We start from the raw sequence: 19686 nt of genomic DNA on the forward strand, positions 1-19686 counted from the left end.
GTTCAGGGAACCACCCTTCCGACGTTAATGAAAATGAATACCATTACAGTACTCTCTCGGTGCGGCACTCCCGCCCCGTGCACGACCACACCCATGCCTGCCCTCGCAGACCGGAGAACCCATGCGCCACCCCGTCCATCCCGCCCGCCTCGGCATCGCGCTGACCCTCGCTCTCGCCGCCACGGGATGCTCCACAACGGCCGGCGACGGCTCCCGGGCGGACACGAAGCCCACCGCTCGGGCCTCCGCCACGGCGGCCTCGATCACCAGCTGCGGCCGCCGGCTGTCCTTCGCCGAGCCGCCGAAGCGGACCGTCGCTCTCGACCAGACCTCGACGGAGACCCTGCTCGAACTCGGCCTCCAGGACCGGATGGCGGGTACGGCCAACCTCAAGACGAAGATCCCCGCGCGGTACGCGGCCGCGTACGCCGAAGTCCCGGTCATCGCCCCGAAGATCGCGACGGGTGAACAACTGCGCTCCAGCGCAACGGACTTCGCGGTCGCCGGCTCCACGGACCTGTTCACCGCGGACCGGGCCGGCACCCGTGAGGAACTGGCCGCCCTCCAAGTCCCCACCTTCGTCAGCGCCGTGGACTGTCCGCAGCACAGCCCGGCCGGCACGACTCCCTTCGAACTCCTCTTCTCCGACTACGAGAACCTGGGAAAGGTCTTCGGCGCCCGGGAGCGGGCCGGCAAGCTCGCCGCCGACCAGCGGGCCGCCGTCACCAAGGCCGGCGAGAACGCCGCCGAGCTCCCCGAGGGAGCCGACCGGCCCACCGTCGTCTACCTCTACTCCGTCTTCAACGGCATGCCGTACGTGGCGGGCAGGACCGGCCTGCCCAGCGAGATGAGCCGGATCGTCGGTGCCGAGAACGCCTTCGACGACGTCGACGAGGACTGGCCGGAGGTCTCCTGGGAGGAGATCGCCGAGCGCGACCCCGACGTCATCGTGATCGGCGACCTCTCCGAGCGCGGGCGGCCGGGCGACAGCGCCGCCGAGAAGCGCGCCACGATGAACGCACACCCGGTGATCTCCCGGCTGCCCGCGGTCCGCGACGACAGGATCCTCGAAGTGCCGGGCATCGAACTGGACCCCTCGGTCCGCTCCGTGCACGCTCTCGGACTGCTGGCCCAGGGGATGAAGGACCTCGGATATGTCCGCTGACCCGGACACCCGCGGCGGACCGGCGGACCTCCTGCCCACGGACCTCCTGCCCACGGACCTCCTGGCCACGGACCTGCCCCCGCCGGTCGATCTGCCCCCGCCGGTCGACCTGCTTCTGCCGACGGCCCGCGAGCGGGACGGGGCGGCGGAATCCGACACCCCCCGCCCCGCGACGGCTCGTCCGGCCGGGTCGGCGGGGCGGCCCGGCCCGTCCGCCGCGATGCGGGTGGTCCGCATCCTTCTCGCGGCCGGCGCCCTGGCCGGCTCCGTGGCGGCCGCCGTACGCCTCGGCACCGCCGACGTCGGCTGGGGGGATCTCGGACGCGTCCTCGGTGCCCGACTCGGCCTGCCCGTCGCACCGTTGCCCCCGCTGGTGGACTCCCTCGTATGGGACCTGCGACTGCCGCGCGTCCTGATGGCCGCCCTCGTCGGCGCGTCGCTCGCCGTGTGCGGCGCGGTGCTCCAGGCCGTGACCCGCAACGCGCTCGCCGACCCCTACCTCCTCGGCGTCTCCTCGGGCGCCTCCGCGGGCGCCGTCACCGTCGTCGTCCTCGGGGTCGGCGCGAGCACCCTCGGCGTCACCGGCGGGGCCCTCGCCGGCGCGCTCCTCTCCTTCGCGCTGCTCCTCCTGCTGCTGCGCAGCGGGCCGGACTCGGTCCGCATCGTCCTGACCGGCGTGGTCGTCGGCCAGCTCTTCACCGCCCTGACCTCGCTCGTCCTGATGGCCTCCGCCGACGCGGACACCACGCGGGCCGTCACCCACTGGCTCCTCGGCTCGATGGCACCGGCACGCTGGGACACCGTCGTGGTCTGCGCGATCGTCACGCCGCTGGGACTGGGCGCCGCGTGGCTGTGTGCGAACGCCCTCGACGGACTCGCGTTCGGCACCGACACGGCCGCGTCCCTCGGGATCGCCGTAGGCCGCACGCGGATGCTGCTTCTGGTCGTCACGGCCGCGTTGACCGCGGTCGCGGTGGCCACGGTCGGCGCCATCGGCTTCGTCGGTCTGATCGTCCCCCACGGGGTGCGGTTCCTCGTCGGGCCGCGGCACCGGGTACTCCTGCCGTACGCGGCGATCGCGGGCGCGGTGTTCCTGGTGTGGACGGACACCCTCGCACGGATCGCCTTCGCACCCCGCGAGGTTCCCGTCGGCGTGATCACCGCGCTGCTCGGTGTGCCGCTCTTCCTCCTCGTCCTGCGCAAGCGGGGTGAGCTGTGAGGATCACCGCCGAAGACCTGAGCTGGTCGGTGTCGGGCACACCGGTCGTACGAGGCGTCAGCGCGGACATCGCCCCCGGCGAGACGGTCGGGCTGCTGGGCCCCAACGGCTCGGGCAAGTCCTCGCTGCTGCGCTGCCTGGCCGGCCTCCGGGCTCCCGACACCGGCACGGTCCGCTACGACGGCGCCGACGTACGGGACTGGTCCGCGCGCCGGATCGCCCGCCATGTCGCCTTCGTCGAGCAGGACTCGGGCGCGGAAAGCGATCTGCGGGTCGCCGACGTCGTGGGTCTGGGGCGGACCCCGTTCCGGGACCGCTGGCGCGGACCGGGCACCGCCGACCGGGCGGTGGTCGCCGCCGCGCTGGAGCGAGTCGGACTCACCGCGCTCGCCGGCCGCACCTTCAAGGCGCTCTCGGGCGGCGAACGCCAACGCGCCCACCTCGCCCGGGCACTGGCCCAGCAACCGTACGGCCTGCTGCTCGACGAACCCACCAACCACCTCGACGTCCGACACCAACTGGACCTCATGCGGCTGCTGGCCGACAGCGATCAGACGGTCCTGGTCGCGCTGCACGACCTGTCGCTCGCCGCCCGCTACTGCGACCGGCTGCTGCTGCTCCACCACGGCCGCCTGATCGCCTCCGGCCCCCCGGGCGCCGTTCTGACCGCCGAGCGGCTCGCCGAGGTCTTCGAGGTCGACGCCGCCCTCACCACCGATGCCCTGGGACACCCCACGGTCACCTACCGCGGCCCACTCGCCGACCCGCGCCCGGCTCCACCCCCGACCCCGGCAGCCCAACTCGCCCCGTGAACGCGAGACCCGTGAACGCGAACCCCGTGAACTCCAGAACCCCCTGAGCACGAACAGGAATCCCATGAGCAGGAACCCCATGAGCACGAACCCCATGAGCACGAACCCCATGAGCGCGAACCCCATGAACCGGACAACCCCCGCGCCCTCCACCGCCCCGACCGTCGAGACGCTCATCGAGGAGGTCCTGGCCGGAGGCCACGGCCCGCTCCCGTCCGAACGCGTCGCGACCAGCGTGTTCTGGATCCACCACGGCACCCGACTGGCCGGCGGTGACACCACCTACCTCAACCAGTACGTCCTGGTCCGCCTCGGCTCCTCCTTCGGTGGCTGCGCCTTCGAGGCCGGCCAGGTCGAACCCTCGGTCTGCCGCGACGCCTCCGGCACCCGCCTAGACGTGCTGCTGCGCGAGGCGCCACAGCCGCTGCGGATCGCGGCCCTCGACGCCTACCTCTCCGACCGCCGCCCCCACCGCGCGGCAGCCGCGGCGGGCGACGCCGAGCCCGTCATCCTTCCCGGCGGCACTCCAGAGGCACGAGCGAACGCCCGCGACGCGGCCATCGCCGGCCTGCTGGACATCGAGAAGGGCGCCGAAGTCGGCCTCATCGGCGTCGTCAACCCACTCGTCGCGGCGATCCGCGAACGCGGCGGCGAACCACTGCCCTGCGACTTCAACCTCCGGACGACCCGGTGGGGCGACCCCGTCACCGACGACATGCACCAGGTCCTGGACCGCGCCGACGCCGTCGTCGCCACCGGAATGACCCTCGGCAACGGCTCCTTCGACATCATCCTGGACCGCTGCCGCTCCCGCGGCGTCCCGCTGATCGTCTACGCCCAGAGCGGCAGCGCCGTCGCCCGCGCCTTCCTCGGCTCGGGCGTCACCGCCCTGTCCGCGGAACCGTTCCCCTTCTCGCAGTTCAGCGCCGAGGAGACGGTCCTCTACCGCTACCGGACGGTGGGTGGCGCGTGATCCCCGCCGCCCGCACGTCCGCACCCGGTGCGGAACCCCTTCCCCTCGGAACCGGGCACGCCCCGTGCCATCACGGAGAGATCCTCCAGGGCACCTTCCTCGACGACGCCGGGCGCCGGTGTGCGGGGCTGGTCACCCTGCCCATGGCCGGCCCCGGCAGCAGCGCCGAGTTCCATCCCCGGCCCGGCACCCCGCCCGACGTGCTCACCGTCGTCCCCGCCGACCGCACCAAGGCCGCGAAGGCCGCCGCCCTCGCGGTCGCACAGTGCGCCGAGGAGGCCGGCCGGCCCGCGTGCGGCGGGGAGTTGCGGCTCGTCGGCGACCTGCCGGTGGGCCTGGGCATGGGCAGCTCCACCAGCGACGTGATCGCCGCCGTCCGCGCGGTCGCCGACACGTACGGCCGGCGACTGGCTCCCGCCACCGTCGCCCGGCTGGCCGTGCGGGCCGAGCTGGCCAGCGACCCGCTGATGCTCGACGGCCGCCCGGTGCTCTTCGCCCAGCGCGAGGGCCGGGTCCTGGAGGTCCTCGGGCCGGCCCTGCCGCCGCTGGTCGTGGTGAGCTGCACCCTCGGCGGAGGCGCCCCCGTGGACACCCTCTCCCTCCCCGCACGCCCGCCCGCCGAGACCGACGACGCCGACCTGCGAGCCTTCGAACGACTGCGCACCCTGCTGCGCCGGGCGGTGGCCACCGGCGACGCGCAGCTCCTCGGCGAGGTCGCCACCGCCAGCGCCCACCGCGGCCAACGGATCCTCGGGCACCCCGAGTTCGAGACCCTCACCGCGATCTCCCGGCGCGCCGGTGCGGTGGGCGTCCAGATCGCGCACAGCGGCGCCGTCGCCGGCGTGCTCTTCGACCCGGCCGCGCCCGGCCTGCACCGACGTGTACGCGCCTGCCTGCGCGCCCTCGACGCGCACGGCATCCCCACCACCCGGATCTTCACGACCTTCACCACGACCAAGGAGCTCCTGCATGGACCAGCACATCGCGGAGGCGATCGGCCGGCCGGACCTGATACACCTCGACGAACGGCTCGTCTGCCTGCGCTTTGAGACGATGAAGGTGGTCTCCGCCCTCGCGGCCGTCCGCCATCTGCTCGACACCGGAGCCGTGCGCCGCGGCGACACCCTGCTGGACAGCTCCAGCGGCATCTACGCCTACGCCCTCGCCCTGGCCTGCCACCGCTACGGCATGCGGTGCCACATCGTCGGCTCGACCACCGTCGACCGCACACTGCGCACCCAACTCGCCGTGCTCGGGGCGACACTGGAGCAGATGGAACCGTGCAGCGACCTCAAACTCGACCAGAAGCGGCGCGTCGAGCGCATCCACGAGATCCTCCTCCACCACCCGGAGTACCACTGGATGCGGCAGTACCACGACGACATCCACTACCTCGGCTACCGCACGGTCGCCGACCGGATCCTCCGAGCGGTCGGCACACGGAGCCTCACCGTCGTCGGCGGGGTCGGCTCAGGGGCCTCCACCGGAGCCCTCGCCCGTCACCTGCGAACGGCCGGACCCGGCGCCGACGACGTCGAACTCGTCGGCGTCCAGCCCTACGGCAGCGTCACCTTCGGCGCCGAACACGTCACCGACCCCGAGATCATCATCGCCGGGATCGGCAGCTCCATCCCCTTCGGCAACGTCACTCACGAGCTGTACGACACCCTCCACTGGGTCTCCTTCGACGCGGCCCTCGCCGGCAGCGTCGACCTGCTGCGACGCCACGCGGTCTTCGCCGGCCTGTCGACCGGCGCCGCGTACCTCGCAGCCCGTCACGAACGGGCCCGCTCACCCGAGCGAACCGTCCTCTTCGTCGCCGCCGACACCGGTCACCGCTACGCCGACACCGTCCACGCCCGCCACGAGGAGGCCGCGGACATCACCGGCCTCGCCCCGCAGGAGGTGTCCGACCTGAGCGAGCTCGCCCTGCCCTGGTCCCGGATGCACTGGAACCGAGCTCCCGCACCGGCGCCCGCGCCGCGGGCCTGACCGGCCCCACCCACACGCCCTGTGCCCCGGCTTCGCTCCCTCGGCGGACTGCCGGGCGGCCGCAGGACGACCGGGCGCCGGACACCGTGCGAGGGGCACACCCGCGCCTGGGGTGTCAGTCCCCTTCGTGTCCGGTGACGGCCGGCCCCGGGGCTTGCCTCGGCCGCCCGGTCAGGCAGCCGAGGCGGTCGGCGGTCACCGGGGCGCCCTCCGCCACGTTCCGGTCGTAGGTGACCTTGCGGACCGTCACCTGCCGTGATCCGACGGTCACTTCGAAGTGGCCGTGGCCGGGGACGACCTGCCTGCGGGCGCCGGGGAGCGCCGCCGCCAGCGTGGCGGCGTCCGTCTCTCGTCCCGCCGGGTAGCGGATCACCGCCGGACCGTCGGGACGGACCAGTGGTGCGGTGGCCGAGACGTCGGTGACCACGAACCCTCCGGCCTTCAGCGCCGATGCCGCCGCGGCCTCGTCCACCCGCACCCTGATTCCGGCGGGGTTGCTGGACACCGGAGTCCTGGGGACGGGCTGGATACGCCGGTCGCCCGTGATCGGCCGGTCCTGGGCCAGGGCCTTCCACAAGGCCCGCGAGCGGGCCTCGTGCCAGACCAGCGTCGACCCGACTCCCGGCACGCGGTGGTCGAACAGCCGGATCGGGACGGTGGCGAACTCCGTCCGCCCGGGACCGAGGCGCGCGAGTGCCATGCCGATGCGGGCGAGGTCGAAGGCGTCGGTGTGCCCGTCGGTCCGTACCGACTTCAGCAGGGTGGCCGCGGTCCCGGCCGCCGCCACCGGATCGGCCAGCGCCCCCTCGGCGGTCAGCCGCGTCAGCAGGTCGGAGACGGCGCGCTGCTGGCGCCGCACACGGCCGAGATCGCCCGGCCGCTCGACGTGCCGGGCCCGGACGTAACGGAGTGCGCCGTTGCCGTCCGCGTGGTGCATGCCCGGTGCGAGGTCGAGTCCGGAGTTCTCGTCCCTCAGGTGCTTGTCGGTGCACAGGGTCGCGCCGCCCAGCCCGTCGACGGTCTTCTCGAAGCCGGTGAACCCGGTCTCCAGGTAGTGGTCCACGTGCAGCCCGGTGACCTTCTCGACCGTCCTCACGGCCAGTGTCCCGCCACCGCGGGCGTACGCGCCGTTGATCTTGCCGCGGACACCGCTGCCGTCGGCGTACTCGACGTAGGAGTCCCGGGGCAGGGACACCACGCTCATGCGCCGACGGTCTTCCGACAGGTGCACGAGCATCATCACGTCCGTGCAGTTGCACCCCTTGCCCCCGACGTGCAGGCGGTTCTTCTCGGCCCTCGACAGCCCGGTGCGGCTGTCGACGCCGACGACGAGAATGTTCGTCCCGTGTCCCGGAGCGGCTCGGCCGGCCGGCGAACCGGCCCAGGCCGCTCCTGAGACCAGCGCGGTCAGCACGGCGACGGTGGTGGCGGTACGCAGCAACGCGACCTCCCTGAGGCGGGGGACCGGCGCGTGGGCGTGTCGCCGTCGACGGTCGGCGGATCGGAGGCCCGACGCTAGCGACCCCCCGCCGCCCCGCCCCGGCTACACGCCGGGGACTGCTCCTGCCGGAGCACCCTTCGCACCGTAATGGAGCGCCACGGTGTCCACCGCGGGGCGTGCGCGCCCCACCGGGCGGAGGGCGAACTCCCGCAGCACATTTCCTGTCACCGTGCGCGTGAACGCCCCGGCCCGTCCGTCCAGCCCGTGGTTCACCCCACCCCCGCCCGGACCGTACGCCTCCAGGGATTCCACCCAGCGCATCGTCCCCGCGGCGAACAGACCGGCGCCGGACGGCAGGGAGGCGTACACGGTGTCCGCGTACGACGGACGCCCCTTGCACACCACCGGCGAGTGGGCCAGGACCTCCATCGGTCGCGGCGTCGGATAACGGAGGTCCACCCGGTCGTACTCCACCCCCACCAGGTGCGCGAAGGAGTCGCCCGCGGCCACCCCGGTGCCCGCCAGGAGCCAGTGGTCCGGCCGGGCCACCACGTAGGGCGCGTCGACCGGATACCCGTCGTACATCACGCCCAGCAGACCGCTCTCGGGCTCCGGAGCCGGCCGGCGCCGGAAGTCGTTCGTCGGTGGCAGCCCGCGGCGGTACCCCGGATCCCGCGCGTAGTCGTCCTTGTAGCAGACCACGGTCCGGTCGGCACCGGCCGTGGAGGCCTCGAACCGGATGCGCCGGTAACAGCAGTTCGCTCCGAACACCGCGAGGTTCATGCCGGCGTCCCGGGCCTCGGTGACGTGACGCCGCTGTTCCGGGCTCCAGTACTCGTCGTGCCCCGGCGACAGCAACGCCACCGCCCCGGACAGCAGGGACCTCTCGCGCGCCACGTCGATTCCGGTGGCGTACGCGAGGGGGAGGCCCATCCGCTCCGCCAGCGCAAGGAGCGGTGCCTCGTACGTCAGGAACAGACCGGCACCGTGCGCATTGCGGTAAGGCCGGTCGAAGCTCACCGCCAGCGACCGCGAACCCTTCTTGCCCGTCGTCCCCTTGTACAGGTCGGCTCCGCCCCAGCGGTTGTACGCCTGCCAGGTGGCGACCGCGTTGACGAACACCGTGCGCCCCGCGGTCGACGCGGACCGCACGGTCACCGGGACGTACCGCTGCGCCCGCGTGCCGCCGACCGTGTCCAGCCGCAGCAGGTAGCAGCCCTCCGGCCAGCCGGCGGTGTCGATCCGCGCGCTCTCCTGCCACCCGGCCCACGCCATCCGGATGGCGGCGTCGACCCGTGCCGCCGGCTGGAGGAGCCCGGGAAGCGCGGCGGAACGCCACACGAGCCGGGCCCGGGTTCCGCCGTACCAGCCCATGCGATACGCGGAGACGGTGTAGGACGGCGCGGTCGTCGACACCCGCAGCGCGAACGTCTCGCCGGGCAGGACCGAACCGCGGTCGGCGAAGCCCTCGATGGCGCGGGAGGACCCGGCGTGGGTGATCCGCCAGTCCGCGGCGCCGGGAAGCAGGTTCTCGGCCCGCACGTCGAACCAGCCGGCCCCGCTCTCCGCCGCGGAGGCGGCACCCGTCGGCACGGACGACACGGCGACCGCCGCCGCGAGTCCGAGCACCTGTCGTCGCGTGGGCCCGGGACCGCGCCCTCGATCCGGCCGCCCGCCGTTGCCGTCCTGTCCCACCGCGACTCCTCCCATGCCCACTCCGTGCAGCACCCGGCTCGGCCCGCCACCGTACGTCCGCCGACCGGTCGGGGGCGCACGACAGCCCGGAGCGGTCGCCCGCTCCGTCCGCGGTCACCGGTTCGGACGACCGGAACGACGTCGACCCGCCCGGCCGGCCCCGGGCGCGAGTCGACGTCCGGGCTCGCGGCACTCGGCCGTCATGGTCTTCTCGCCGGGGACTCCGCCGACCCGTGGCCGCCCGTGTCAGGTGACGAGCTCGACGATGCTCCGGGCCGTCAGCCACAGACCGAGGACCATGGAGAGCGTGACGACCAGCTGTTCCTGACGCTGCTCCAGCTGATTTCGCAGGGCGTTCAGCCGAGCGTTCGCGACCCCGGGGGCCCGGACCGTGTACGTCTCCATGACGACGAGACTGAGCGTGGCCAGCAGGCAGTAGCCGGTCAGGGCCAGCCAGTCGGCGAGGGTGGAGAGGTTCGCGTCCACGGCGGTCGCGGCGCCGGCGCCGACGAGTGCCCAGGGCTGCAGCAGCCAGGCCAGGCCGGCCGACGTCGACAGCGAGGCGTCGTCGATCCGGGCGGTCCACCGTGGCGGGCCGTGCGGGCGGGGCGGCCGACGCCGCCGGTGAAAGCCGTACAGCAGCAGTGCCAGACCGATCGCGAGCTTGACGGCGATCACGGCGGTCGACGGCGCGCTGTGGCGGGCCGGGGGCTGACCGCCGGTCAGCAGCAACACGCAGGCGATCACCGCGACCAGGTCGGCCAGCCATGACAACAGGAAGGCCAGACCCTTGCGCGTCCCGCGCCGCGAGGAGAGCAGCAGAATGAAGGCGGTGTTGTGCAAAGGCCCCAGGGTGATGGCCGTGCCGATCACGATCAGATCGAGGACCATCGGACGAGGCGCTCCTGGGTGTCGGTGCCGTCTGAACCGGGGCCGGGCGAACCGGTCGGCGGAGTCGGGCGGCTCCCGGTGCCGCCTCCCGACTCTGCTGGCGGCCGTCCGGTCGGTCAAGCAGGCCACGCCCGCGTTCTGCCATCCCGTGCTCGGGCGGCGCAAGGACAGCGCCGAGGGTTCCGTCCCCCGTTCCGGTCCGGCCTCGGCACGGAACGGGACAGTCGGGATGCCGCGTCTGCGGGTTCACCCGTGGCCGCATGGCGTGGAGGCCGACGTTCCCTGCCCGCCACACCGCGCAGAGGCCCGGGCGGTCAGGAATGCAGCCCCTGGAGGCCGTCGTAGGCGGCCATGACCAGATCGAGTCCGCGGGTCTCCTCGGCGGGTTCGCGGACCTGGTTGGTGACGTAGGCGACGGTCATGCGGGCCTGGGGGTCGATCATGAGGAGGGAGCCGCCCCAGCCGCCCCAGCCGTAGGTGGTGCCGAACAGCCCGTAGCCCAGCCCCCAGCGCATCGGCATGCCCAGCACCCGGTCGTCGCCTTCGAACTGTTCGGTACGGGCGAGGTCGGCGCTCTCCCGCGAAAGCAGGCGAACCCCGCCGAGGCTTCCCCCGCAGGCCATGACCGACTGGACGAGGGCGACGGAGCGGGCGTTCCCGAAACCGCCGGCGGCGGGGATCTGAGCGCGCCGCCAAGCGGTGGTGTTGCCGTCCCGGACGGTGACGCCGGTCCCGGAGGCGGGCTCGGCGTCGGGCCCGGAAGCACTCGCGGCGTAGCCCTCGTCCTGGCCCGGCGGGGGCACCGCCGGGGCGACGCGGTGGTCGTGCTCGGCCGGCAGGCCGATGTGAAAGTCCGCCCCCAGCGGGCCGGCCACCTCCTGGGCGAAGAACTCGCCCACGGTGCGCCCGGTGACGCGTCGCAGGACCTCGCCGAGGATGAAGCCCTGGGTCAGGGAGTGGTACCCGCCGTCGGCGCCCGGCTGCCAGCGCAGGCTCTGTTCGGCGAGCAGGCCGGTGGCCCTGGACCAGTCGCAGAAGTCGGCGAGGGCGACGGGCACATCCCATTCGGGCAGGCCCGCCGTGTGCGACAGGACGTGACGCACCAGTACCCCGTCCTTGCCCGCGGCCGCGAACTCAGGCCAGTAGCGGGCCACGGGGGCGTCCAGGTCGAGTCGGCCGCGGTCGACCAGGACCAGCGCACACAGAGCCGTCATGGTCTTCGTGACGGACCACACGCCCGTGATCGTGTCCCGCTCCCACGGCGTCGTCCGCTCGGCGTCCGCGAAACCGCCCCAGACGTCGACCAGCGGTTCCCCGTCCACGAAGACGGCCACGGACCCGCCCGCATCACCGGCCTCCAGCAGCTCCGCAAGCTTGTTGGGCACGGCCGTGAAGAGGGGGTCGTAAGTGCCTTGAATGCCAGTCATGCCCCTATTCAGCCGCACGTCGTGCGGGCGGTCAATCGAGTATCGGAAGGCCTCTCGCCGGTCCGCTCATGGGGCCGCGCGCGTCATGCACCGGCGTTCGCGGGCGGGTGGATGGGGGGCGGGTGAGGGCCCGCGGGGCGTGGGTGTCTCAGGGGGCGCCGTGGAGGCTCTTGGCGGTGGGGGAGGTCCGGACCGTGGCCGGGTCGGGGTAGGTGCCCAGGAGGCGGTCCGCGCTGGCGGTCGTGGTGACGGTGAACCAGTAGTGCTCGTTCTTGTAGTGGTGGAGGCGGTGGTTGCGCCAGACGGCCTTGTACGTCGTGCTTCGGGGCCGGTAGTCGCTGTGTATCAGGTAGTGGGTCCACTCGTAGACGAGGCCCGTCGTCGCCACCGTCACCATGAACGTCAGGGCCTGGCCGACCCGCGGGAAGGCGAGGAGGGCCGCGGTGTTGTAGCCGACGATGACCCAGACGAGTGTCTTCCAGGGGATGAAGACCAGGGGGACGTCACGGGGATCCGCGTGGTGCTCGCGGTGCTTCCTCGCCAGCAGGGTGTCGAGGACGACGCCGCCGACCTTCCGGGGGCGCCAGTGCAGCACGAAGACGTGGATCAGCCATTCCAGTACGGGGAACGACGCGAGCAGGACCAGCGGTGCCCAGGCGTCGCTCGCGCGCCAGTCCCCCCAGGCGATGCGGCAGGCCAGCAGAGCGATCAGTACACCGCTGATCATCCAAGGCGACGGGTAGCGCCAGAAGGCCCGGAACACCGCGATCAGAGACGTGTCGGTCCGGCGAGATGCCGTCAGGGCGGTCTCGTCCGCCTGGACGCGCACCCGGGCGTCCATGGCGGCGGCGTCCTTCATGCCCCGCCGTCGCTCGATCGCCTTACGTAGGTTCATGGCTCTCCTCGAGTTGGTCGATGATGCCGATCAGGGCTTCGGTCGCCGGGCGCAGCAGATCCTCGCCACAGCTGCGGGCGCGGCCCGCGTCGCCCGCGGCGATCGCGGCGACCAGGGCGTCGTACGCGTCGGTCCGGTCCACCTCGACGGCCATGACATGGGCCAGGGCGTCGAGGGCCGGCTCGTAGGCGGCTCGGAGGCCGTTGAACATCAGCCGGAAGGTCACGGACTCGGCGGCATCCGTGACCAGCTCCCAGAAGGTCAGCGCGTGCCGTTGTCGGGCGACGGGGCCGGTGTCCTCCTTCAGCGCCCGGACAGCTTCCTGGAGCCGCGCGGACGACGCCGGCCCCCCGCGCCGTGCGGCGAGCTCGGCGATCTTCGGACCCACGTGCAGCCGGGCTTCGAGGATGCTGCGGGCGACGGCCAGGTCGATCTCCCCTCCGGCGAACAGCAGCCGGGGCAGCAGGTCGAGGCCACCCGCTCTGCGAATGTCCCGCACCGTGGTGGCGTCCCCCTGGCGGACCTCCACCAGCCCCGCGTGCGCGAGCCGCTGCAGCGCCTCGCGGACCGCGGGGCGCGAGACGCCGAGCACCTCCGCGAGGCGACGCTCACTGGGCAGGCTCTCGCCCGGGGCGAGGCCGCCGCTGACGAGCTCCCCGAAGAGCTGATCGAACACTTCGTCAGGAACCGAACGTCTGTTGACTGGTTGGAAAGGCACGGTGAGACCATACGAGTCAGAGGACAGGTGGTCTAGTGGTCAGACCAGTAAAATCCGCTCACTGTAGGGGCGTTGGGGGAGCGGGTCGGCCCCGGTAGGTCACGTGCGCGGGTCGGTCCCGGCAGGTCACGTGTGCGGGTCGCGGTCACCGGCCGGGGCGGTGCGGTACGTGCCCGCCCCGGGGCGCGTCATTCGCCCGTGGCCTCCTCGACCTCCCAGCGCAGCAGGTCGCCCGGCTGGCATTCGAGCACCTCGCAGAGCGCGGCGAGCGTGGCGAAGCGCACCGCCTTGGCGCGGCCGTTCTTGAGCACCGCGAGGTTGGCGGGCGTGATCCCCACGCGGTCCGCCAGTTCGCCCACGGACATCTTCCGCCGGGCCAGCATCACGTCGATGTCGACGGCGATCGGCATCAGATCACCTCGTCCAGTTCGGCCTGCATCTGCGCCGCCTCGCCGTCACGCGCGACGGCCTGGGCGAGCAGCATCCGCAGGACGAGCACGATGAGTGCGACCCCCAGGATGGCCACGCCGACCCCGCCCATGATGACGGTGACGCCCGGGTCCTCCCGCTGGCCCGGCGCATTGATGGCCGTGACCGCGAACCACATGAGGGCCGCCGCCACGATCGCGCCGATCACGCCGTCCACGTACCGGAAGGCGGCGTGGGAGAACACGGTTCCGCGTCGCACCATCGTCACCAGCCGCCATACGCAGACCACGGCGACCTGGGCGGCCACCATGCCCAGGATCGTGATCACGCGCAGCGGGGTCAGCGGGAGCGACCCGTCCTCCGGGTCGTTCCCGCTGACCAGAACCCACATCATCAATGCCTGTACGAACACGGTGCCGGCGAGCACCACCGCGAGCACGGCACGCAGCGCACGCACTGTCAGCTTTCCCATAGCCCATCCTTCCATCGCGTTGCGATGGAAATCTATCGAGATTCGATAGGTGAAGCAAGGGTGGAGACGCAGGGAGGTGACCTTTGGCCCACCGACGAGGGCGGGGGAGGGCGAGGGTGAGGCGGACGACAGCCCTGAGGGCTTGAGTACGATCACCTACGCCGGCCCGAGTACCCGAGCGGTGGACCGCCGGTCGGGGATTCCGGAAGGGTGGACGCATGCGCCGACTGCTGCTGCTCGTACCGCTGTTGCTGTTCACCGCCGCCTGTGGGGTGGTCCAGTCCTCCGAGGGCAGGGCGACGGACGACGCACGGGAGGCCGCCAGGAAGGCGGGGGAGAGGCTCTACGGTCAGCGTCCGCGCACGGCGGAGGAGGTCGGGCGCTCCGCCTCCGGCATCGACGGGGTGGAGGTGCTGCGGGTGACGGGCGCCTCGACGCACGACGGGGACGGCGTCGACGTGGTCGTCCGCACGTCCGGCTCGGCGTACAACGAGTGGCTCGACGTCGAGGAGGTCGTCGTGCGGCGCTGCTTCACGGTGCGGGTGTCGCCGAAAGCGGAGTGGGGTGAGGATCCCCGTGGCGTGGACTGCCCGGACGGTCCTGTACTGACGTTCGCTCCGCCACCCGAACCGCCCCGGCTGCCGTACGAGGAACTCCGCGCGAAACTTCCCCGGGTACCGGAGGGCGGCCGGGTGGGCGAGGCCGAGGTGCGCCGTTCGCTCGCCGCTCTGGATCTGCCTCCGGCGATCCGTACCGAGGTGAAGGCGGACGGCGGCCGGGTCGGCGTCCTGCTGTCGCTGAAGGGCAACGGCTTCGACGCGCAGGACTGCGTTCTCGCGAGCGTGACCCCCGGCGCCACCGAGGTGTGGGTGCCGTCCCGGATCCAGCGGATGCCCGGAGAGGGCGGCTGCACCATCGGCAACGCTCTGGACCGGCAACCCCCGCCGCACTGAACGGGACGCCGGGCGCCGGCGAACGGTCGTCCGCACCGTCCCCGCCGCCTCCGCGACCGGTGTGCGCGAGCCCCCGGCGCGGGCGGCGGAGGGCCGCACCGCGCCGTTCCCGGCCCGGGCGCCGGGGTCCGGGGAGCTGCTTCGGCGAGGTCAGGCGGCCGTGTCGAAGGTGTAGTGGCGGGTGTGGTCCAGCATGTCCGCCGGGGTGACGTCGTTCCACGGGCGCATGGTGTCGCCGAGGTCGACGACGTCGGGGGTGCCCGCGGCCGGGAGATAGGTCGACCTGGGATGGCGGGCCTGCCAGTCGGCCCACAGCTTGTCGATGAAGGCGTGGTGGAGCCAGAACACGGGGTCGTTGGGCGAGACCCCGGTACCCATCTGGCCGCCGACCCAGACGTGGACGCGGTTGTGGAGGTTCACACCGCGCCAGCCCTCCAGATGGTTGCGGAACCCGTCCGAGGAGCTGTTCCAGGGGGCCGTGTCGTAGGTCTCCATGGCGAGGACGGAGTCCACCTCGGCGCGGGTGGGCAGCTGGCGCCCGCCCGCACCGAGGTCGCGCCGGAGGAAGTCCCGGCCGTCGACGCGGACGTTGATCGTCCAGCGGTTGCCGGCGCGGGCGAACGCGCCGTCCGTCACCCGGCCGTCGCGGGCCCGGCCGGTGCCGCCGAGGAAGTCGGGAGCCCAGAGGGAGGAGCGGGAGGTGCGGTCGGCCGTCCAGTCCCAGTAGGGGAGAGCGACGGCCGCGTCGACGGACTGCAGCGCCTGCTCGAACTCTATGAGGAAGCGACGGTGCCAGGGCAGGAACGACGGCGACCGGTGCCCGACGCGGTCGCCGCTGTCGGTGTCGCTCATGATGAAGGCGTTGTGCGTGGTGACGAAGGTGTCGTAGCGCCCTGAGCGCTTGAGCTCCAGGAGGGCGTCGACGAAGCGGCGCTTCTCGTCGGCGGTGAGGGTGGCCTGGTTCTTGCGTACGGTCATGGTGGTGTGGCTCCTGGATCGGATCAGGCGAGGGTGAGCTGCACGAGCGGCGCGCCCTGGAGTTCGCGGACGGCCGCGCGGGCGAGTGCCTTGGGCGTGGCGACGGGCTCGTAGTGGTTGATCACGCTGATCCAGGTGCCGTCGGCGTTCTGCATGACGTGCAGTTCCTCGCCGTCGATCGTCACGGAGTAGCCGCCTCCGTGGTGTCCCCCGTGGTGTCCGCCGCCGTGCGAGGCGCCGCCCTTGATGCGGCGGCCCTGGTAGACCTCGTCGAAGGAGGCAGGGGCCGGGCCGGCCGTCGGCGCGGCCCCGGGAGCGGCGGCGGCGGAGCCGGCCAGGGCGATGCCCGAGGCGGCGGCTCCGACGGCGACGCCGAGGACCCGGCGGCGGGTGATGCTGGACATGGAATACCCCCAGATGGTCTGTGCGACCGGGGGATTGGTCATATGCCCCCGGCAGGGCCCATCACTATCCGGGGGTGTCGGCGCGGCGGAAATCGCCGGAGGGCGGTTGGCCGCGAAGTGGACAACTTAGCGTGAATAGTGCAGTCCTGAACGAAGTTGATCTTGTTGTGCGGATGCACGGGAGGGCGGGGGAGCGAAAATCCTGCGGCGAAGGCGATCTTCTCGTGAAGGATCTTTCGTGCTGCGGCCCGGCGTGTGGCAGAGCCCACGCCCCCAGACTGTCCGGATCCCGACGCGTTCTCGGGAACCCTGTGTCCTGCCCGGAGTCGCGTGCCGGCCGCGGTGGGCGGTGCCGGTCCGGGTCATTGCGTACCGGGCGCCCGGTACTGGACTCGTCCGGCTTTCCGCAGGGCGTCGATGGTCTCGTCGATGCTCAGGAGGACCGTCGTCTCGAACGTACTGAGTGCGCCGCCTCCACTGATCGCCAGCGCGACCGCGGCCATGGACACGTTGTCGGGTGCTTCCCACAGGTTGTAGCCGTCGTGCGTGCCGAAGGCGTACCAGAAGCCGTGGAGCTTCCCGCCGACGGACTCGATGTACGCCTGAGCGGCCGCCGCGCGGTCCTCGGGTTGGGCGATCAGCCTCGCCCACGTCTCCGGTGTGTAGCTGAACTTCGACAGGTAGAGCGGCATCATGTCTCCCTTTCGTTGCACCAAGGGATGCCCCGGAGGAGCGGGGAACGTGCTGGATATGGACCGCGTGTCCCCCGGACGGCCCGGACTCCGCGCACCCGTCATCGGCCCACGAGGGCTTGCTCGTGGGCCGCTGGACGACGATCCGATCCGGAATCGCGCCGACAGGCGATCAGGCCCGGTCCGGGTCGGCCTGCCGGGCCTTGGGCCACACCGGGTCCGGCAGGTTCATCAGCGCGAGTTCGGCCGGGTCGACCACGGCGGTGAGCTCGGTGATGCGGCCGTCGGCGACGGTGAAGGTCAGAAGGGAGAGCGGGTTGCCGTCCTGGTCCCAGGAGATGACGCCAGGGCGGCCGTTGACGGTCGCCCCGTGTCCTCGCGCCGCGCTGCCGGCCACCCGCGCACGGGTCGCGACTTCGGTGGCCCCGAGTGTGACGAACGTGCCGCTCGCGGTGTGGACGGTGAACCTCACTTCGGGGTGGAGAACCCGCAGCAGCTGCTCGAACCGGCCGTCGCGGGCCGCGGCCAGGAAGGCCTGGACCACCTCGCGTTGTTCCCGTCCGGCGCTCGCCGGCTGCTGGGCGGCCTGTACCTTCCTGCGGGCGCGACTGGCGAGCATTTCGGTCGCGTCGGCGGATCTGCCGAGAATGGTGCTGATCTCGACGAAGGGCACGGCGAACACGTCGTGCAGCACGAACGCCAGCCGTTCGTCGGGGCGCAGCGAGTCGAGGACCGTGAGAAGCGCGAGGCCGACGGAGTCCCCGAGTGCCACGAGGTCCTCCGGAGGAGGGGCGTCGTCGAGCGTCACGGTGAATGCGGGGAGCTGGTCGTCGAGGGATACCTCTGGGCGCGTCCGGCCCGACCGCAGGACATCGAGGCTGATGCGGCCGACGACGGTGGTCAGCCAGCCGCCGAGGTTGTCGATGGTGTCGGCGTCCTGGCGGGAGAGACGCAGCCACGCCTCCTGGACCACGTCTTCCGCGTCGGCGTGTGAGCCGAGCATGCGGTGGGCGACGGCGCGGAGCCGGTCACGGTGGGACTCGAAGGCTTCGGCGATCGAGTCCGCACGAGGGGTGCCGGTCATGTTGTTACCTCCCTGGCAGCTGCTCCGTCATAGGGATGACGCGCACAGGCGCCGGAACGTAACCCGATGAAGGAGAGCCCTCCCGCATGGAGAACCGACTCAAGAACAAGAACACGAACAGCCCTGATGTGTGGACGGCGATCCAGCACCTCCAGAAGGCGATCGCCGCCGGGGGTGTCGACCCGAAGCTGCTCGCTCTGGTCCACCTGCGCGCCAGCCAGATCAACGGCTGCTCGGCGTGCGTCCACGCCAGTGTCGCCGGCGGGAAGAAGGCCGGTGAGACCGACGAGCGGCTGCACAACGTGGCGGCGTGGCGCGAGGCGCCCTTCTACACCGATGCTGAGCGCGCGGCACTGGCGCTGGCCGAGGCCGCCACCCGCTTGCAGGACGGCGCCCAGGGCGTCACCGACGAGATCTGGGAGGAGGTCAACGCCCACTTCAGCGAGGAGCAGATCGGCGCGATCAACCTGGAGATCGCGCTGACCAACTTCTTCAACCGGATCAACCGCACCATCAAGGAGCCGGCAGGCAGGACCTGGGGCTGAACCGGGCGCTCCTGGGCCCACTGGGGCAGCCGCTCGGGCACACGGGCAGCCGGGATGCGTGCACGTGGCCGAGCACCAGGTCCAGCCACTCCACGCACGGTGACTGGGTGTCGGGCTTCTCCTAGGGAACGATGTCCGCCCACAACGCGGCGGCGTCGGGTGAGAGCGGTGCGATCGCCTGGCCTGGCGCGTCCCTTTCGTCCCCGCTCCACCAAAGGCCCTGGCCGGAGGTCAGGGCCCCCTCGTCGGTGCCTGTCTGCCAGCGGCCGCGCAGCACGTACAGCACGCCCGCATGTCCCACGGGCGGCACCACCGGGCCGGTGACCCGGCCCACCTGCGCCGTCCGCCGGCCGCGCCGCACCATGATGTTGAGCACCCGGCAGGCTCCGCCCGGCAGTTCGGCGGTCAGCGCGTGGTCGCCGGAGAACTCGAACGGCTCGCCCGGGCGTGTCAGCAGGCGGTCGAACATCCCGGGGCAGGCCAGTCGCACGCCCTCGCCCGCGAGCAGGGTGAGCGTCCGGTCGATGCCCGGGAACGCCGAGAACGGCCCGTCCCGCTCGATGTCGGCGACGCTGGCGCGCCACCCGAACTCCTCGGCGCCCGCCGGCCAGGAGGCGATCTCCCTGGTCGCGCCTCCGCCGTTGCGCCAGGGGCCCGCCGTCAGCGTCTCGACGTCGAAGCGGTGCATGGCCAAGCCCCCTGCTGAGTGCGGTACGGGTGCGGAACACACCTGCGCGGCGACCCCGCCGCAGGCGACGACCGCGTACCGGATCGGTCGTCCACGTCGGTGCGCTCGCCGACGAAGTGTATGCGGACCCTCATGACCGGCGATCGACGCGTGCCGGCCGGCCATGAGGGGTCGGTCGAGCAGGCCGGCGTCCCACCGCGGCCATCCGCGTCG

Annotated in this window: 21 protein-coding genes; 8 read left to right on the forward strand and 13 right to left on the reverse strand. The window is 72.4% G+C overall.

What is annotated here, in order from left to right; genetic code table 11:
- The first annotated feature begins 121 nt into the window (after nt 1-121).
- The 6 genes from ACE1OA_RS33965 to ACE1OA_RS33990 all read left to right on the forward strand — a co-directional run bounded on the left by ACE1OA_RS33965 (nt 122) and on the right by ACE1OA_RS33990 (nt 6161).
- Nucleotides 122-1165, forward strand: coding sequence for an ABC transporter substrate-binding protein (locus ACE1OA_RS33965; protein ID WP_432753926.1), 1044 nt, complete (start codon nt 122-124; stop codon nt 1163-1165).
- 220 nt (nt 1166-1385) lie between these two features.
- Nucleotides 1386-2384, forward strand: a complete 999-nt coding sequence (locus ACE1OA_RS33970; RefSeq protein ID WP_356607966.1) for a FecCD family ABC transporter permease — start codon at nt 1386-1388, stop codon at nt 2382-2384.
- A complete protein-coding gene (locus tag ACE1OA_RS33975; RefSeq protein WP_432753927.1) occupies nt 2381-3196 on the forward strand; it encodes an ABC transporter ATP-binding protein in 816 nt (271 codons plus the stop codon). Before ACE1OA_RS33970 ends, ACE1OA_RS33975 begins: the two co-directional genes overlap by 4 nt.
- A 124-nt stretch (nt 3197-3320) precedes the next feature.
- The gene (locus ACE1OA_RS33980) at nt 3321-4169 is read left to right on the forward strand and encodes a Rossmann-like domain-containing protein (protein WP_432754124.1); all 849 of its coding nucleotides are present in this window, start codon (nt 3321-3323) and stop codon (nt 4167-4169) included.
- Nucleotides 4166-5218, forward strand: coding sequence for a GHMP kinase (locus ACE1OA_RS33985; protein WP_432753928.1), 1053 nt, complete (start codon nt 4166-4168; stop codon nt 5216-5218). The genes ACE1OA_RS33980 and ACE1OA_RS33985 overlap by 4 nt, the downstream gene beginning before the upstream one ends.
- Nucleotides 5139-6161: a pyridoxal-phosphate dependent enzyme gene (locus ACE1OA_RS33990; protein WP_356607860.1), complete on the forward strand. Its 1023-nt coding sequence runs from the start codon at nt 5139-5141 to the stop codon at nt 6159-6161. Before ACE1OA_RS33985 ends, ACE1OA_RS33990 begins: the two co-directional genes overlap by 80 nt.
- 115 nt (nt 6162-6276) lie before the next feature.
- Here the strand turns inward: ACE1OA_RS33990 and ACE1OA_RS33995 are convergent, their stop codons facing one another.
- The 8 genes from ACE1OA_RS33995 to ACE1OA_RS34030 form a co-directional block, all read right to left on the reverse strand.
- Nucleotides 6277-7602 carry an LCP family protein gene (locus tag ACE1OA_RS33995; RefSeq protein ID WP_386544186.1) on the reverse strand — a complete coding sequence of 442 codons (1326 nt, stop codon included), beginning with the start codon at nt 7600-7602 and terminating at the stop codon, nt 6277-6279.
- A 102-nt stretch (nt 7603-7704) separates the two neighbouring features.
- Entirely contained in the window at nt 7705-9312 is a 1608-nt protein-coding gene (locus tag ACE1OA_RS34000; protein WP_432753929.1) for a N,N-dimethylformamidase beta subunit family domain-containing protein, read from the reverse strand.
- A gap of 231 nt (nt 9313-9543) precedes the next feature.
- Nucleotides 9544-10188, reverse strand: coding sequence for a GAP family protein (locus ACE1OA_RS34005; RefSeq protein WP_432753930.1), 645 nt, complete (start codon nt 10186-10188; stop codon nt 9544-9546).
- 314 nt (nt 10189-10502) lie between these two features.
- Nucleotides 10503-11615, reverse strand: coding sequence for a serine hydrolase domain-containing protein (locus tag ACE1OA_RS34010; protein WP_432753931.1), 1113 nt, complete (start codon nt 11613-11615; stop codon nt 10503-10505).
- Between the two features lie 148 nt (nt 11616-11763).
- Nucleotides 11764-12510: a sterol desaturase family protein gene (locus ACE1OA_RS34015; protein WP_356607850.1), complete on the reverse strand. Its 747-nt coding sequence runs from the start codon at nt 12508-12510 to the stop codon at nt 11764-11766.
- Nucleotides 12497-13186, reverse strand: a complete 690-nt coding sequence (locus tag ACE1OA_RS34020) for a FadR/GntR family transcriptional regulator (RefSeq protein ID WP_356607848.1) — start codon at nt 13184-13186, stop codon at nt 12497-12499. The genes ACE1OA_RS34015 and ACE1OA_RS34020 overlap by 14 nt, the downstream gene beginning before the upstream one ends.
- A gap of 230 nt (nt 13187-13416) precedes the next feature.
- Nucleotides 13417-13638, reverse strand: a complete 222-nt coding sequence (locus tag ACE1OA_RS34025) for a helix-turn-helix domain-containing protein (protein ID WP_356607846.1) — start codon at nt 13636-13638, stop codon at nt 13417-13419.
- Complete coding sequence (locus tag ACE1OA_RS34030; RefSeq protein ID WP_356607844.1) at nt 13638-14129, reverse strand: DUF2975 domain-containing protein; 492 nt, start codon at nt 14127-14129, stop codon at nt 13638-13640. Before ACE1OA_RS34030 ends, ACE1OA_RS34025 begins: the two co-directional genes overlap by 1 nt.
- Nucleotides 14130-14347: 218 nt before the next feature.
- On the opposite strand from ACE1OA_RS34030, the gene ACE1OA_RS34035 reads away from it, so the two are divergent.
- Nucleotides 14348-15082, forward strand: coding sequence for a translation initiation factor IF-2 (locus ACE1OA_RS34035; protein ID WP_432753932.1), 735 nt, complete (start codon nt 14348-14350; stop codon nt 15080-15082).
- Nucleotides 15083-15232: 150 nt separating this feature from the next.
- Here the strand turns inward: ACE1OA_RS34035 and melC2 are convergent, their stop codons facing one another.
- The 4 genes from melC2 to ACE1OA_RS34055 all read right to left on the reverse strand — a co-directional run bounded on the left by melC2 (nt 15233) and on the right by ACE1OA_RS34055 (nt 18240).
- Nucleotides 15233-16060, reverse strand: a complete 828-nt coding sequence (melC2, locus tag ACE1OA_RS34040) for a tyrosinase MelC2 (protein ID WP_356607840.1) — start codon at nt 16058-16060, stop codon at nt 15233-15235.
- Between the two features lie 23 nt (nt 16061-16083).
- Complete coding sequence (melC1, locus tag ACE1OA_RS34045) at nt 16084-16464, reverse strand: apotyrosinase chaperone MelC1 (protein WP_356776817.1); 381 nt, start codon at nt 16462-16464, stop codon at nt 16084-16086.
- Between the two features lie 362 nt (nt 16465-16826).
- On the reverse strand, nt 16827-17156 hold the full coding sequence (locus ACE1OA_RS34050) for a GYD domain-containing protein (protein ID WP_432754125.1): 330 nt from the start codon (nt 17154-17156) through the stop codon (nt 16827-16829).
- Nucleotides 17157-17328: 172 nt separating this feature from the next.
- Nucleotides 17329-18240, reverse strand: coding sequence for a sigma-70 family RNA polymerase sigma factor (locus tag ACE1OA_RS34055; RefSeq protein ID WP_432753933.1), 912 nt, complete (start codon nt 18238-18240; stop codon nt 17329-17331).
- Between the two features lie 86 nt (nt 18241-18326).
- On the opposite strand from ACE1OA_RS34055, the gene ACE1OA_RS34060 reads away from it, so the two are divergent.
- Complete coding sequence (locus ACE1OA_RS34060; RefSeq protein WP_384872357.1) at nt 18327-18785, forward strand: carboxymuconolactone decarboxylase family protein; 459 nt, start codon at nt 18327-18329, stop codon at nt 18783-18785.
- A gap of 121 nt (nt 18786-18906) precedes the next feature.
- On the opposite strand, the gene ACE1OA_RS34065 is transcribed toward ACE1OA_RS34060, so the two are convergent.
- Nucleotides 18907-19473, reverse strand: coding sequence for a HutD/Ves family protein (locus ACE1OA_RS34065; protein WP_432753934.1), 567 nt, complete (start codon nt 19471-19473; stop codon nt 18907-18909).
- Nucleotides 19474-19686: the final 213 nt, after the last annotated feature.

Source organism: Streptomyces sp. JL2001, from assembly GCF_050917515.1.
Taxonomy (GTDB): domain Bacteria; phylum Actinomycetota; class Actinomycetes; order Streptomycetales; family Streptomycetaceae; genus Streptomyces.

Bases quoted from the DNA above. Each gene is read 5' to 3' on its own strand.
- ACE1OA_RS33965 (WP_432753926.1), top strand. From the start codon at position 122: ATGCGCCACCCCGTCCATCCCGCCCGCCTCGGCATCGCGCTGACCCTC.
- ACE1OA_RS33970 (WP_356607966.1), top strand. From the start codon at position 1,386: ATGCGGGTGGTCCGCATCCTTCTCGCGGCCGGCGCCCTGGCCGGCTCC.
- ACE1OA_RS33980 (WP_432754124.1), top strand. From the start codon at position 3,321: ATGAACCGGACAACCCCCGCGCCCTCCACCGCCCCGACCGTCGAGACG.
- ACE1OA_RS33990 (WP_356607860.1), top strand. From the start codon at position 5,139: ATGGACCAGCACATCGCGGAGGCGATCGGCCGGCCGGACCTGATACAC.
- ACE1OA_RS34000 (WP_432753929.1), bottom strand. From the start codon at position 9,312: ATGGGAGGAGTCGCGGTGGGACAGGACGGCAACGGCGGGCGGCCGGAT.
- ACE1OA_RS34005 (WP_432753930.1), bottom strand. From the start codon at position 10,188: ATGGTCCTCGATCTGATCGTGATCGGCACGGCCATCACCCTGGGGCCT.
- ACE1OA_RS34010 (WP_432753931.1), bottom strand. From the start codon at position 11,615: ATGACTGGCATTCAAGGCACTTACGACCCCCTCTTCACGGCCGTGCCC.
- ACE1OA_RS34015 (WP_356607850.1), bottom strand. From the start codon at position 12,510: ATGAACCTACGTAAGGCGATCGAGCGACGGCGGGGCATGAAGGACGCC.
- ACE1OA_RS34025 (WP_356607846.1), bottom strand. From the start codon at position 13,638: ATGCCGATCGCCGTCGACATCGACGTGATGCTGGCCCGGCGGAAGATG.
- ACE1OA_RS34030 (WP_356607844.1), bottom strand. From the start codon at position 14,129: ATGGGAAAGCTGACAGTGCGTGCGCTGCGTGCCGTGCTCGCGGTGGTG.
- ACE1OA_RS34035 (WP_432753932.1), top strand. From the start codon at position 14,348: ATGCGCCGACTGCTGCTGCTCGTACCGCTGTTGCTGTTCACCGCCGCC.
- melC2 (WP_356607840.1), bottom strand. From the start codon at position 16,060: ATGACCGTACGCAAGAACCAGGCCACCCTCACCGCCGACGAGAAGCGC.
- melC1 (WP_356776817.1), bottom strand. From the start codon at position 16,464: ATGTCCAGCATCACCCGCCGCCGGGTCCTCGGCGTCGCCGTCGGAGCC.
- ACE1OA_RS34050 (WP_432754125.1), bottom strand. From the start codon at position 17,156: ATGCCGCTCTACCTGTCGAAGTTCAGCTACACACCGGAGACGTGGGCG.
- ACE1OA_RS34055 (WP_432753933.1), bottom strand. From the start codon at position 18,240: ATGACCGGCACCCCTCGTGCGGACTCGATCGCCGAAGCCTTCGAGTCC.
- ACE1OA_RS34060 (WP_384872357.1), top strand. From the start codon at position 18,327: ATGGAGAACCGACTCAAGAACAAGAACACGAACAGCCCTGATGTGTGG.
- ACE1OA_RS34065 (WP_432753934.1), bottom strand. From the start codon at position 19,473: ATGCACCGCTTCGACGTCGAGACGCTGACGGCGGGCCCCTGGCGCAAC.